This is a genomic window from Paraburkholderia phymatum (assembly GCF_040965635.1).
GTDB lineage: Bacteria > Pseudomonadota > Gammaproteobacteria > Burkholderiales > Burkholderiaceae > Paraburkholderia > Paraburkholderia phymatum_B.
Map to the genome: position 1 here is coordinate 351,938 of NZ_JBFRCH010000003.1, position 13,544 is coordinate 365,481.

The window sequence follows — 13,544 nt, forward strand, 5'->3', positions numbered from 1 at the left end:
GAGCGCGATTATAGCCGGGCATCAAAAGTATTCGCACAGCCAATGTGCCGCTCCTCATAACAACCTGTTTCAGCACAACCGCGCACCATGCGGCACGGCAATTGCTACGTACAATCAATTGGGCATAGGGGAGCGATCTTGACCCGCCGGGACTTCATTGCGATAGGCACATCATCGGGCGGGGTCGATGCTCTTCGCGCCGTGGTGTCCGCGCTTCCGCACGACCTGCGGGCGGCCATCGCAATCGTGCTGCACGTAGGCGCCCACGGCAGCGTCCTGCCCTCGCTTTTGAACATGTCTGGACCGTTGCGCGCCGTCCATGCCGCGGACGGCGAAACATACGCGTGCGGCAGAATCTACGTGGCGCCGCCCGACCAACATTTGATCATCGAAGGCAGCCGGTTGCGGCTCGTACATGGTGCGAAGGAAAATTTTGCGCGACCCGCCATCGATCCCCTCTTTCGCAGCGCTGCCGCCGAAATGGGCCCGCGCGTGATCGGCGTGATCCTGACCGGCCTGCTCGACGACGGCGCGGCCGGCCTCGAGGCGATCCAGACGTGCGGCGGCGCGACGATTGTCCAGGACCCCGCGGATGCGTTCGCGAGAGGCATGCCGTTGCACGCGTCGCCTTTTGCGGACGACATTCTGCCCCTGGCCGGCCTGCCGCGCCGGCTGATCGAACTCATCGACGGCAGACGCGCCGCGCGTACGAACGACGAGGCCGCGCCTTGCGACGCCGACATCGATCGCGACGCGACCGCGCCGCGCGCACGGATTCCCGGCACGCCCCCCTCTGGGGCTCCGAGCGGGAGGGCGACGCCATCGCGTTGAGGTGCGCAGACCGGGCATTTCGGGACATTGCGGAGCATTTCGGCAGACATCGGCGATACGCCGCGCAAAAGGCAGGAAAGGAAGATGCAACTCGCGGCGCAGCAGAAGCGGCAGGACTTTTGCAGTCTAGGTTCGAGAGGGGATAATGTGGTTTGCGTAGACGCAATGCGGGAGCGGTCCGCATTGCCGCCCGGACCAGGTCTCGGGCGACACTATCATTCTTCTAACAGGACACGCAGCCATGCCTAAGAGACGGGCACAGACCATACCGAGCCAGGCAAACTATCCTATTGTCGGTATCGGTGCATCAGCGGGTGGATTGGGTGCACTGCTGGAATTCTTCGAAGCGTTGCCGGCTCATACATCCATCGCGTTCGTGGTGGTCGTCCATCTGGCGCCGGATCACGAAAGCAACCTGGCGTCGTTGCTTCAGAAGGCGACCGACATGCCCGTGGCGGCGGTGACGAGCGCGACACCCATTCAGCCCGACCATGTGTATCTGATCGCGCCTTCGCTCGAACTGACCATGGTCGACGACTTTCTGCGCGTCGCACCCAATCAGCCGCAGGACGGCCGCAGGGCCGCCATCGATCTGTTCTTCCGCACGCTCGCGGAAGCTCATCGCGAGCGCGCGATCGGCATCGTGCTGTCCGGCGCGGGTTCGGATGGTTCCGTCGGGCTGTCGAGAGTCAAGGAAATGGGCGGCATCACGCTCGCGCAAGACCCGTCGGAAGCCGAATACGACAGCATGCCGCGAAGCGCGATTGCCACGGGCATGGTCGACTTCGTGCTGACGGCTGCGGAGATGCCGCAACGGCTGATGGATCTGTGGTCGACCGCACGGGAAATTCATCTTCCCATCGTCGAAAACGAAGATCGCGCAGACGATCCCTCGAACGAGACGGCCGAGCGCGCATTGCGCGAGATCATGATCATCCTGCGAACGCGCACGGCGCACGATTTCCGCCATTACAAGCGGGCGACTGTGTTGCGCCGGATCGAACGCCGGCTGCAGGTCAACGGCATCGTCGATCTCCAGGCCTATCGCGACCATCTGCATCTGCATCCCGAGGAAACGCAGGCGCTGTTGCAGGACATGCTGATCAGCGTCACGAACTTCTTCCGCGACAAGGAAGCGTTCGACGTGGTGGAGCGCGAAGTGCTGCCGCAGCTTTTCGAAGGACGCGGCGAGCAGGATCGCATCCGCGTGTGGTCGGTCGGCTGCGCGACGGGCGAGGAAGCCTATTCGCTCGCGATGCTGCTGCAGGAGCGCTCGTTGAAGTCGTCGGAGGGCATTTCGTTCCAGGTGTTCGCGACCGACATCGACGAGCGCGCGATCTCCTACGCGCGCGCGGGTCTCTATCCCGACTCGATTCTCGCCGACGTGACGCCCGCCCGCGTGCGCCAGTTCTTTTCGAAAGACGCCGCGCATTATCGTGTGAAGAAGGAACTGCGCGAGCATATGCTGTTCGCGCATCACAACGTGCTGAGCGATCCGCCTTTCTCCCGGCTCGATCTGATCTGCTGCCGCAATCTGCTGATCTATCTGGATCGCGAAGCGCAAATGGAAATCCTCAGGATGTTCCACTTCGCGCTGCGTCCAGGCGGCGTGCTCTTTCTCGGCAGTTCCGAGTCCGCCGACAGCGTCAGTTCGATGTTCAGCGTCGTCGACAAGCGCAATCGCATCTACCGCGCGAACATGGCCGTGCGCGGCGATACGCCCATGCCCGTTGCGATCGGCCCGATGAGCACGCGCCCTGTCGTCGCCACGGTGCATCCGCCGGGACGCCGCCGCTTCTCGTTCGGCGACCTGCATCAGCGGCTCGTCGAGCAATATGCGCCGCCTAGCGTGCTCGTCAGCCGCGATTCGGAGATCGTGCATCTGTCCGATCGCGCGGGCCGCTTCTTGCAGTACTCCGGCGGCGAGCCGTCGCATAACATCGTCGCCGTCGTGCGTCCCGAACTGCGGCTCGAACTGCGCACCGCGATCTATCAGGCCTTGCACACGAATCGCAGCGTCGAAGCGCGGCGCGTGCGCATCGAGCGCGACGGGCGTTCGTATTTCGTCAACATGACGGCGCGCCCCGTGCACGATGCGGAAGCGAATGCGGACTTCGTGCTGGTGCTGTTCGATGAAGTCGAAGACAGCATGGGCCGTGCGGAAACGTCGTCGGCCGATGCACAGACGGACCCGATCATCAGCCAGCTCGAACGCGAATTGCAGCGCACGAAAGAACAGCTTCAGTCGACCATCGAGCAATCGGAAACATCGACGGAAGAACTGAAAGCCTCCAACGAGGAGTTGCAGGCGATCAACGAAGAGCTGCGTTCGGCGACGGAAGAACTCGAGACCAGCAAGGAAGAACTGCAGTCGATCAACGAAGAGCTGACGACTGTGAACGCGGAGCTGAAATCGAAGGTCGAGGAAACCGGCAAAATCAACGACGACTTGCAGAACCTGATCGCGGCGAACGACATCGGCACGATCTTCGTCGACCGCAATATCTGCATCAAGCGCTATACGCCGCGCGCGACGGACGTGTTCAGCATCATTCCTTCTGATATCGGCCGCTCGCTGCTCGACATCACGCACCGGCTCGAATACGACAAGCTCGCCGACGATGCCGCCGAAGCATTCGACTCATTGCGTCTCATCGAGCGCGAGTTGAAGAGCAGCGATGGCCGCTGGTATCTCGCGCGCTTCGTACCGTATCGCACGACGGAGGACCGCATCGACGGCGCGGTGCTGTCGTTCATCGACATCACGGACCGCCGCGAGGCGCAAGACCGGCTGCGCGAAGAGGAACGCCGGATGCGCATCGTCGCCGACGGCACCAAGGACTACGCGATCATCACGTTCGACGACGACGGCATCGTCACCAGCTGGAACGCGGGCGCGGAACGGATCTTCGGATACACGGAAGCGGAAATGATCGGCCAGTCCGCCGACATGCTTTCGACCGACGAAGACCGCGCCAGCAACGTTGCCCAGCGCGAATTTGCGGAAGCGCGTCTGCATGGGCGCACGGACGAAGAGCGCTGGCACCTGCGCAAGGACGGCACGCGTTTCTTTGCGACGGGCGTGCTATCGCGTCTGGACGAGCCTGGCGTGAGCGGCTTTGCGAAGATCGCCCGCGATCTCGGCGAGTCCGTCGGCGCTGGAACGGCAGGCCGCGGCGCGCCCGTCCAGACGGTTCGCGAAGCCAGCGAGCGAGACGCTCAACGACGGCGCGATGAATTTCTCGCGGTGGTCTCGCACGAACTCAAGCATCCCCTCAACCTGATCTCGGCGAGCGCGGAACTGATTGCGCGCGCGCCGGAAACGCGGAAAAGCCTCAACATCTCGCGTGCAACCGATACGATCCGGCGCACGGTGATCGGCCAGGCGCAGATCATCGACGATCTGCTCGACATCTCGCGCGTGCGCACTGGCAAGCTGTCCGTGGTGCGCACGGCCGTCGACATGCGCGAGATCGTGCAGCGCGTGAGCAGCGCCGTGCAGGACGATGCGAAACACCGCGGCCTCGCGCTCAATGTCTCGATGACGGAGACGCCCGTCATCATTCACGCGGATCTCACGCGCATCGAACAGATTGTCTGGAACCTGGTCAGCAATGCGCTGAAGTTCACCAGTCGAGGGTCGGTGAATGTGTCGCTGGAGGTCAACGAACATGCGGAGGCGGTGCTTCGCGTGTCCGATACGGGCAGCGGCATCGAGCCCGCTCTGCTGCCGCACATCTTCGACATGTTCCAGCAGAGCCGCGATCCCACCACGCGCCGCGCCGGGCTCGGCATCGGCCTCGCGCTCGTCAGGGATCTCGTGAATCTGCATGGCGGGGCCGTGCAGGCGGAATCGGAGGGCGTCGGCAAAGGCGCGACGTTCACGGTCACGCTTCCGACGCATGGATCGCTCGCGCACGTGAACGCGCACTGCGGCAGCGTGATCCCGTCATTGCACGGCTTGCAGATCCTGATGGTCGACGACGACGCGGCAACGGTAGAAACGTTCAAGCTGCTTCTGGAAAGCGAGGGCGCCGTCGTTCGGACGGCGACGAGCGGCGAAGAAGCGTTGTCGATGCTCGACGGACACGTGCCCGACGTCGTGCTGTCCGATATCGGCATGCCTGGCATGAGCGGATTCGAATTCGTCGGCAAGCTGCGGCAGGAACCGTCGATGAAATCCGTGATCTGCATTGCGCTCAGCGGCTTTGGCGCGGAGGACGATGTCAGCGACGCAGAAAATGCCGGCTTCGATGCGCACATGAAGAAGCCTGTGATGCTGGAAGATCTGCTCACTGTGTTCTCGCGTCTGCGCAAATAGAACGCGCATCGGCACAACCGACGCGATGCGTCCTTGCCGTCGAAGCGGCAGCAAGCATGCCCGACGACCGACGCGAATGCCGTGAGCTTTGGAGAAGCATTGGGCGATGGGAGCGAAGCGGGAAATCATGGACAGTTTCGACAATCTGGGCAACAACGCGAAAGCTCAATTCGACGAAGCCGTCAGGCGACTGGAGGCAGCGGATGCGCGCGTCCGTGCGCTTTCCGCCAATCCGCTCGCGGACGAATCGACGAAGCAGACCGCGCAGCACGCCTACGAGAAAGCGCGCCTGTTGTGGCTGAGCTGCGAAGCGGTGTTGCGGAGCGCCGCAATCGTCGAGAGCCCGTCGCAGTACGCGGGCAAGAGCATTGCGATCGTTCACGCCAATGCGCATGTCGGCGAGTCGATTGCGCTGCTATTGCGCCTGCGGGGATTCAAGACAACCGTGTTGCCGACGGAGCGGCTCCTGGATGCGGCTTCGCACGGATCTGCTACGGCCATTCTCGTCGACGTGGAAAGGAAGCTCGATGAGGCCTCCGTGCTGGCAATCTGCGAACTCAAAACGGAGCCGTCGATCCGCATCATCGCGATGATTCCGGAAGGGCTGGAACACGGCGAGTACGTCGGCTTCGATGCCGTCCTCGTGAAGCCGGCTTCGATCGATACGATCGTTCAGGCCATCCTGTTCGAGACCTGACAGCTGCACGCATTGCCCTTCAATGCTTTCCCGGAGACAATATTTGCGACAAACGTACTTCTACATCAACGGCGCGAGCGACAGCCACACTCCGGAACGCGAGCTGATCCAGATCGACAAGGCCGGCTATACCGTCGCGCTCAATCGCGTCGCGATCGACGACGTGCCGCAGTACTTTCCCGCAGCGGATCGCCCACAACTGAACGTTTTGCTTAGACGCATCGCTCGCGATGACCTGCTGGTAGTACTGAAGCTCTCCGCGCTCGGATGCAGTGCACGAGACGTGCTCGCGACATTGACGCGATGCCGCGGCGCAAAGGTGTCCGTGCGATGCGTCGAGCTCGGCAGCGTGGATCTGACGGGCAATCCCGAACCGCAAGCCGTCAGAACGTTGCGCGCCGTCGTGCAAATGGAGATCGCGACGCGAAGCCAGCGAAGCAGGAAGGGCCTGCAATCCGCACAGGAAAGCGGACGGCACACTGGCCGCCCCGCGTCGCTCTCGCGCACCGACAGGGCGCGCGTCATGCGCTCGCTCGACAAAGGGCTGTCCGTCAGCGAAGTCGCGCGCAAGTTCGGCACCTCGCGTCAAACCATCATGCGTATACGTGATGCGTCTTCCGCACAGGCGGTTGCGCAGCGCTGAACTACCGCTCATTCAGCTTCGCCGCCGCCATCGCAATGCGTTGACGCACGACGCTGATGGCCTGCTTGAGCGCATAGACGTCGTGCAGATAACGTGTCGGCACGCGTATCTGACTTGCTTGCGCGTCGATGTTCTCGATTTCATTGCGCCATTGGGCAACGAGATCATTCGACGGCTGCGCAGTTCTCCATATTTCGTCTTCCAGCGATTTGAGCTCGCGATACCAGACGATAAAGCGGTTCTTTATCCGCGTTTCGACCATTCGCGGCAAAGCCTGCACGACGCCGATGAGCACCGCCATGAACGGCAATAGAATAAGCAGGCGCCTTTCGATAAAGCTCGCGAGCCAGAACGGAAGATAGCGCTGAAGAAAGGGACGCCCCGATTTGAAATAACGCTCGCTTTCACTGGAAAGAGGAAACTCATCGGTATTCAGATTGGGAAATGCGCCGAGTGGCGTGAAGTAGTCTTCGCCCGAGTGAACGGTCTTGGCGGCATCCAGCAGCAGATAAACGAGTGCCGGATGCAACGTGTCTTTTGCGACGAGCAGCGCCGTTGCGGCCAGCAATGTGACGTCGTTCTGCGGGCGGTCACTCACGATGCTGGTCGACCCGCGCGGAAACGTCACCTTCGAAAGCGATGGGAACTTCTGCACGAGTGCGTCCGCCTGGGCAAAACTCATCAGCTTCAGGTCGCTGTTCAACAGCGTTTTCTGCATCGGCGCATCCGGTCGGCCGATAAAGAATGCGGCATCGAGACAGCCGTCTTCGAGGCAGCGATATGCTTTCTCTGCATCGGTTTCGACCAGTTGCGTATTGCCGCGATCGATCCCGCTATAGCCGAGCAGCACGAGCGACACGTGCAGCAACCCGCTGCCGGGCACGCCGATGCCGATCCGCTTGCCGCGCAGTTGCACGAGGCGGTTGACGACGGCGTCGCCACGATAGAACACCCAGATCGGTTCGTACGAAACTGCCGCGATCGTCTGCAACCCGTCCGTTTCCTGCGGCGTGGTGGTGCCCGATTGAATGAAGCCTACCTGGTACTCGCTATTGGGATCTCTAAGCCGCTGATAGTTTTCGACTGAACCTGAAGAACTGCGTATATCGAGCGTGACGCCGTCGCGTTTGAGGATGGGCGCGTACCGGTCTGCAAAGCCGCGATAGATGCCTTTGTCCGCGCCTGTCGTGATGACGATTCGCGTCTGAAATGCCGGCTCGATGATCGTGAACAGCACCCAGCCCAGCGCGGTCAGCACGACGATCGCACCGAGGATCAGAAGACGCCGGCGCCTCGGTGTGACGGGCGTCTTCCGGCTGCGATGGAGCGCTGGGTTGTCCCTTCGCATCGTCCCTACTGGTGTTCAGTACTTTTCCGGAACGTATCGAAGCGGCCGGTTCGATTCCCGATAACCTTCGGGCTTTTGCCGCTTCGGCAGCTTCACTTTTTCGCGTGGCATCGTCTTGTACGGAATGCTGTTGAGCAGATGCGTGATCAGATTCAGTCGCGCGCGTTTCTTGTCATCCGAGCGCACGACGTGCCAGGGCGCCTGGTCGGTATCGGTGGCCGCGAACGTGTCGTCCCGCGCGCGCGAATAGTCATACCAGCGGCTATATGAACGCAAATCCATCGGCGAGAGCTTCCAGATCTTCCGCTCGTCGGTGATACGCGCCTGGAGCCGTCGCGTCTGTTCGTCCTCGCTGACTTCGAGCCAGTACTTCAGAAGAATGATGCCCGAGCCGATGATCGCGTGCTCGATGAGCGGCACGGCCTTGAAGAAGTGCTGCACCTGCTCTTCCGTGCAAAAGCCCATGACGCGCTCGACGCCTGCGCGGTTGTACCAGCTTCGATCGAAAAGAACGATCTCGCCGGCAGCAGGCAAATGCGGAAGATAGCGCTGGATATACATCTGCGTCTTCTCGCGGTCGGTCGGCGCGGGCAGCGCTATGACCCGGAACACGCGCGGACTGACACGCTCGGTGATCGCCTTGATCGTTCCGCCCTTGCCCGCACTATCGCGCCCTTCGAAGATCACGCACACCTTTGCGCCCGTTTGCACGACCCATTCCTGAAGCTTCACCAGTTCGACGTGAAGCAACGTAAGTTCTTTTTCATATTGCCTGTTCTTCAGACGCCCATGCGCTGCTGCTTCCGGTGCTTTTTCCGCGTGCTTGCCATTCGCGCCGTTCCTGTCATTCCTGGTCTTGTCATTGCTCATCTCAGCCATCGTTGATCTCCCGTGACTGCCACGCAAAATGGTTGCTGACTGGTTGTTGACGAAGGCGCCGCGATCGCCGTCGAAGCCGTTTGCACAGCCGTCCGCGAAGCAGACGCGATGCTGCCCCCAAGGAGCGACCCTACGCAATGCCGTGCGGCCGAAACGTCTTCAGGTCTCGTCGCGCGCGGGCACGACCTGCACCACCAGCGTGCGGCTTTTCCAGAACATGTTGTGCACGCGCGGCTGCAGACTCTGCAGCACGTGCGACGCTATGTCGTTGAAACCGAGCACGACGGCGGGATGTTCGCCCGTTCCTTCGACGCGCTGGATCGTATCGAAAGGCGGAAACCCATAGTGGCAAAGAAAGGTCTTGATTTCCTCATCCGTCGTGCTGTCTTCGACATTGCCTACCCATAGTTCAGCCATAGCGACTTTCTCCTTTTGGACAGTCGGCTCAACACCTCGACCATGCACCGCACGACCCGACACACTCAATATATTCATTGTGCGCTCACGTGTGGCAAATACCTGCCCGAAAACGCATTACGTCCGCTCAGAAGGATGAATCGATGCTGCGAAATACGAAATGGCGAGAGTGATCAAATCGAAAATTGCAACACGTTATTTTTTCAAGGCGCGGAAGCCGGCTTACCTTTCTCTTGCTTCTGAGGTTCTGCTTGCTGTTGCTGGGCTTGCTTCCTTGCTTCGCGAGCCTTTTGCTCTGCCTTGCGCTGCGCGTCCTGCATCTGCTTCGTTGCGGCCGGCTGCGCGACGGCGACGGGCGCCGCGGCAATCAAAACGGCAAACGAAACGGCGGCACCTGCCGCGACCGACAGTACTGCCAGATCGAATCTGTTCATGGTCTCCTCCGCTGCCTGCTTTCGAATTGAATCTTATAAGGCGCGCATCGCCGCGTCGATATTCAATCCACCAGGCGGCAAATCCGCACGGCTAAAGTGGACCAGTGCGAAGGCCCGCGTCTCCGGCCTGGGACCGGGAATGCGCGCGAAGTGAAATTCGATTTCGCGCGCGCCTTGCACGTTTGCCTTCTGGATCACGTTCATCATGTCGATGCGGATGCGCCGGGTCTTGACGTAGACATGCTCCGACGGCTTGCTCAGCACTTCACACACGCCCTTGAGGTCGAGTTCGATGGTATCCGTCGGCACTCGGAGCGCCGCAAGGCCGTCCGCGTTCTCCGCAATCTGCGCCTGCACATGCGCGAGTTCTTCCGAGGTCGCACCGTCGCCGCCGACGACGGACCGAATACCCGTGCCCTGCCGATGCAGCAACGCGACGCGCTCCTGCATCAGCTCGCGTCCCCGCGCGAGGCGATCCGCGCGATCGGTCGCCAGCCGGGAAAGCCCTTCCAGCGCCATCTGGTCGATCAGCCGCCGCACGAGTTCGTCGCGCAACTCCGATTCCGTACGCCCGCAAACCCTCACGCGATGATCGCTGAAGGACAACGTGGTTTGCACGACGTCATGGCGCAGCGTGTCGCCCTCCAGTGCAACGCCGAGCACATGGCGCTCGGTCAAGGCCATCCCGAGCGTTCCGTGGACATCAACTGCGCCGGGGTTCTGCTCGAAAAAGGCGCGCACCGCTTCGGAGCGGCCGAGCGCGCGCGCGATATCGTCCGGCGTCGCAAAGAACGCGCGCAGGGACGGATTGCTGGACCACGCAGCGGCATTGGCCTCGAGCGTGGCGGGCAGCGAGGCGATCAGCTCGTCTATGTACTGGAGTGTTGCTGCGACGGGCCGTTTCAGACGGCGCCGGTAGTGCCTCGCCATTTTCAGTCGCGGATGAATGGCGAGAATGCGCTCGACCGCTTCATCGATACGCGCTGCGTCGGCCACTGAAACGTGGACTCGCTCGCGATGGAACAGCCAGCGCAATAGACCCATTGTCGAATTCTCCGAAGGCGAGGCACCATCAAACATAGTCTACGGCGCACGGGAATGCGTAGCGGGCGACCGTGGTCAACGGTGTCATTCATTTTCGCTTACGAGACTGGGCGCGCGGCTTTCAGCGGCTACGCATCGGGAATCTGTCTGAACGCATCGAACCGCGCAAATGGCGGCGCAAGCTCTTCGACTTCCATTCTGTCGACGAGTGATGCGGGCATGCCGTCCGTCATCCAGTCGCACATCTCGCGCACCTGCTCCGGCGTGCCCTGGAGCAGTGCCTCGACCGAGCCGTCCATCCGGTTGCGCACCCAGCCCGCGACACCGAGCACGCCCGCCTGTTGCACGCACGCCGCCCTGTACCCGACGCCCTGAACCGTGCCCGTCACTCTGACGAGCAGCGTCGTCACGCTGCCATCGAGGTCGCTTGCCATCCGCGCTCTCCACCGACAATTACCGCCACGAAAATATCGCACTCTCGCCTATGTGTCGATCATATGTCACGTCGCTGCATTGCCGACAGGATGCACCGGGCAAACCCGTCGCTGTGGAGTGACAGAGAAGGCATCGCCTTTCGACGGTGAAGATGCAGGCCGCGCTCACGCAGTTGCAGGAAACGGATGCATCGCTGACGGCACTCGCGACGAGGCTCGGCTACGATTCGGACGCGGCGTTCAGCCGGGCGTTCAAGCGCATCGTCGGCGTTGCGCCCGGCGCTGTGCGGCGCAACGCGCGAATGCAGCCCGCACGATGCCGACGCTCAGTCGAAATCGAACATATCGAACAGCGACTTCTTCTTGCGACGCGCATCGTAATGCTTGCGATGGTCATCGTGCGAGTCGTGACGCCGGCCCCACTCCTGTTCATGCCGCGCATCACGGTCGCTAAAGCGCGCTTGACGCTCATGCTGCGCGTCCGCGCGTTGCGAATGCGGCGTGTCCTGCATCTGCCCGATCAGCTTGTCGAGTTCGCCTCGGTCAAGCCATACGCCGCGGCATGTCGGGCAGTAGTCGATTTCGATGTTCTGCCGCTCGGTCATCAACAGATCGGGTGTCTTGCAAACGGGGCATTTCATTGCGTCGCTCCTTGTCATTTCGCCAGTTCGGCATTTCGGTGATCCGGATTTGTTGCGTGTCCAGCCGCGTCGCGCTCGCGCTTTATCCTCCTGCGGCGCGCCAGCATGTTCATGCCTTCGACGAAGCCGGCAAAAGCCATCGCCGCGTAGATGTAGCCCTTCGGCACGTGCGTACCGAAACCTTCCGCGATCAACGTCATCGCGATCACCAGCAGGAACGCGAGCGCCAGCGTGACGATGGTCGGATTGCCTTCGATGAACTTCGACAACGGAGCCGCCGCGAATAGCATCGCCGTGACAGCCGCGATCACCGCGATGAACATGATGGGCAGGTGATCCGTCATGCCGACGGCCGTGATGATGCTGTCGACGGAGAACACGAGGTCGAGCAGCAGGATCTGGCCGATCGCAGCCGTCGCCGTCAGTCCGCAGACACGCACGGCCGCATTCGACACATCGGCATCGCGGTTCACGTGATGGTGCATTTCACGCGTCGCCTTCCACACAAGGAACAGACCGCCCGCGAGCAAAATCAGGTCGCGCCACGAGAACGCATGATCGAACACGGAAAACACCGGCTCCGTCAGGCGCGCAATCCACGCGACGGTGCCAAGCAGGCCGAGACGCATCACGAGCGCGAGCATGATGCCGATGCGCTGCGTCCGTGCGCGCTGCGCTTCGGGAAGCTTGTTGCTCAGAATGGAAATGAAGATCAGGTTGTCGATGCCGAGCACGACTTCCATCACGATGAGTGTCACGAGTGCCGCCCATGCAGCGGGATCGGCGATGAGAGTCAACAGGGAGTCCATTTGCGCGCGTTGTTGTTCGGGGTTGAGTGAAAGCGGCTCAATACTGGCCACAGCCTCCAAAGCGAATGATCCACTACGCGCGATATCGTAAAAACCAGTGATAATCTGACGGTTCGTTCGTATTTTTCGAAGTTGACGAGAGGCCAAAGAATGCTCAACTACCGCCACTTGCATTATTTCTGGGTCGTCGTGAAAGAAGGCGGATTCGCGCGTGCCGCCGAACGACTCGACATGGCCGTGCAGACCATCAGCGCGCAGGTGCGTGAACTGGAGAAATCGCTCGGTCATCAGTTGCTGAAGCCGGCGGGCCGCGGCGTCGCGATGACGGAGGCGGGCCATGCGGCCTTCGCGCGCGCGGAAGAAATCTTCCAGCTCGGAAGCACGCTGCACGACGAAGTGCGCGAAGCCGCGAGTGGAGCGGTCGCGCGCTTCGCAGTCGGTCTGACGGACGGCATCTCGAAGCTTGCCGCCCACGCAATCCTCGCGCCCGTGCTGGATACGCCGTCGTTGCGGCTGCTCTGTCACGAGGGAGAATCCGGGCAGTTGCTGGCCGAACTCGCGCATCACCATCTGGACCTCGTGCTGTCCAGCCAGGCGGCGCCACATAACGCGAACTTGCGGCTGTCGAGCGAACGCCTGATTGCATCGCCGATCGACTGGTACGGGCCCACCGCCACCGTGCGCAAGAGCGCCATCGATCACTTCCCGCAATGCCTCGCGAGCCTGCCCGTCTTGCTGCCGACTGGGCACTCCTCGCTGCGCTCGCGGCTTGACCGCTGGTTCGAAGCGGAAGACATACGACCGCGCATCGCGGGCGAGTTCGAAGACAGCGCGTTGATGGCGCTATTCGCGTCGCGGGGCCTCGGCGTGTTTCCGCTCGCGGCATTCGGCGCCGAGCGCAACGACCCGATGCATCGCGGCTTGCGCTGGCTAGGCCGGTCGCCGGACGTGAAAGAGGAAATACACGCGATCGTGTCGCGGCGCGGACGCCATCATCCGTTGACGCAAAAGGTACTGGCTCCCGCTTTGGGCTGACTGTTCTGGCC

The 13,544-nt window shown here is 61.8% G+C and carries 13 protein-coding genes and 1 pseudogene; 6 read left to right on the forward strand and 8 right to left on the reverse strand.

What is annotated here, in order from left to right:
* Window positions 1–87 precede the first annotated feature (87 nt).
* The 4 genes from AB4Y32_RS08160 to AB4Y32_RS08175 all read left to right on the forward strand — a co-directional run bounded on the left by AB4Y32_RS08160 (window position 88) and on the right by AB4Y32_RS08175 (window position 6,492).
* Window positions 88–831: a chemotaxis protein CheB gene (locus AB4Y32_RS08160; RefSeq protein WP_368720828.1), complete on the forward strand. Its 744-nt coding sequence runs from the start codon at window positions 88–90 to the stop codon at window positions 829–831.
* A 241-nt stretch (window positions 832–1,072) separates the two neighbouring features.
* The gene (locus AB4Y32_RS08165) at window positions 1,073–5,152 is read left to right on the forward strand and encodes a CheR family methyltransferase (RefSeq protein WP_368720829.1); all 4,080 of its coding nucleotides are present in this window, start codon (window positions 1,073–1,075) and stop codon (window positions 5,150–5,152) included.
* 127 nt (window positions 5,153–5,279) lie between these two features.
* Window positions 5,280–5,849, forward strand: a complete 570-nt coding sequence (locus tag AB4Y32_RS08170) for a hypothetical protein (protein ID WP_368720830.1) — start codon at window positions 5,280–5,282, stop codon at window positions 5,847–5,849.
* A gap of 43 nt (window positions 5,850–5,892) precedes the next feature.
* Window positions 5,893–6,492 (forward strand): recombinase family protein, encoded by a 600-nt coding sequence (locus AB4Y32_RS08175; RefSeq protein ID WP_368720831.1) that lies wholly within the window; start codon window positions 5,893–5,895, stop codon window positions 6,490–6,492.
* A gap of 1 nt (window position 6,493) precedes the next feature.
* Here the strand turns inward: AB4Y32_RS08175 and AB4Y32_RS08180 are convergent, their stop codons facing one another.
* The 6 genes from AB4Y32_RS08180 to AB4Y32_RS08205 all read right to left on the reverse strand — a co-directional run bounded on the left by AB4Y32_RS08180 (window position 6,494) and on the right by AB4Y32_RS08205 (window position 11,048).
* On the reverse strand, window positions 6,494–7,840 hold the full coding sequence (locus AB4Y32_RS08180) for a TAXI family TRAP transporter solute-binding subunit (protein ID WP_368720832.1): 1,347 nt from the start codon (window positions 7,838–7,840) through the stop codon (window positions 6,494–6,496).
* A gap of 15 nt (window positions 7,841–7,855) precedes the next feature.
* Window positions 7,856–8,719: a polyphosphate kinase 2 gene (gene ppk2 / locus AB4Y32_RS08185; RefSeq protein ID WP_368720833.1), complete on the reverse strand. Its 864-nt coding sequence runs from the start codon at window positions 8,717–8,719 to the stop codon at window positions 7,856–7,858.
* A 159-nt stretch (window positions 8,720–8,878) separates the two neighbouring features.
* Window positions 8,879–9,136 (reverse strand): RNA-binding protein, encoded by a 258-nt coding sequence (locus AB4Y32_RS08190; protein ID WP_342941838.1) that lies wholly within the window; start codon window positions 9,134–9,136, stop codon window positions 8,879–8,881.
* A gap of 203 nt (window positions 9,137–9,339) precedes the next feature.
* Window positions 9,340–9,570: a hypothetical protein gene (locus AB4Y32_RS08195; RefSeq protein ID WP_368720834.1), complete on the reverse strand. Its 231-nt coding sequence runs from the start codon at window positions 9,568–9,570 to the stop codon at window positions 9,340–9,342.
* 33 nt (window positions 9,571–9,603) lie between these two features.
* Window positions 9,604–10,614: a hypothetical protein gene (locus AB4Y32_RS08200; RefSeq protein ID WP_368720835.1), complete on the reverse strand. Its 1,011-nt coding sequence runs from the start codon at window positions 10,612–10,614 to the stop codon at window positions 9,604–9,606.
* 128 nt (window positions 10,615–10,742) lie between these two features.
* A complete protein-coding gene (locus tag AB4Y32_RS08205; RefSeq protein WP_368720836.1) occupies window positions 10,743–11,048 on the reverse strand; it encodes an acylphosphatase in 306 nt (101 codons plus the stop codon).
* A 146-nt stretch (window positions 11,049–11,194) separates the two neighbouring features.
* Between AB4Y32_RS08205 and AB4Y32_RS08210 the strand changes: the two are divergent.
* A pseudogene (locus tag AB4Y32_RS08210) lies at window positions 11,195–11,329 on the forward strand (helix-turn-helix domain-containing protein); the annotation flags it as partial.
* A 45-nt stretch (window positions 11,330–11,374) separates the two neighbouring features.
* Here AB4Y32_RS08210 and AB4Y32_RS08215 read toward each other — a convergent pair.
* Together AB4Y32_RS08215 and AB4Y32_RS08220 are read right to left on the reverse strand one after the other, a co-directional pair.
* Complete coding sequence (locus tag AB4Y32_RS08215) at window positions 11,375–11,689, reverse strand: zf-TFIIB domain-containing protein (RefSeq protein WP_368720837.1); 315 nt, start codon at window positions 11,687–11,689, stop codon at window positions 11,375–11,377.
* Window positions 11,690–11,703: 14 nt separating this feature from the next.
* Window positions 11,704–12,498, reverse strand: a complete 795-nt coding sequence (locus AB4Y32_RS08220) for a TerC family protein (protein WP_368720838.1) — start codon at window positions 12,496–12,498, stop codon at window positions 11,704–11,706.
* Window positions 12,499–12,648: 150 nt separating this feature from the next.
* Between AB4Y32_RS08220 and AB4Y32_RS08225 the strand changes: the two genes are divergently transcribed.
* Window positions 12,649–13,533, forward strand: a complete 885-nt coding sequence (locus AB4Y32_RS08225) for a LysR family transcriptional regulator (protein WP_368720839.1) — start codon at window positions 12,649–12,651, stop codon at window positions 13,531–13,533.
* The last annotated feature ends 11 nt before the right edge of the window (window positions 13,534–13,544 follow it).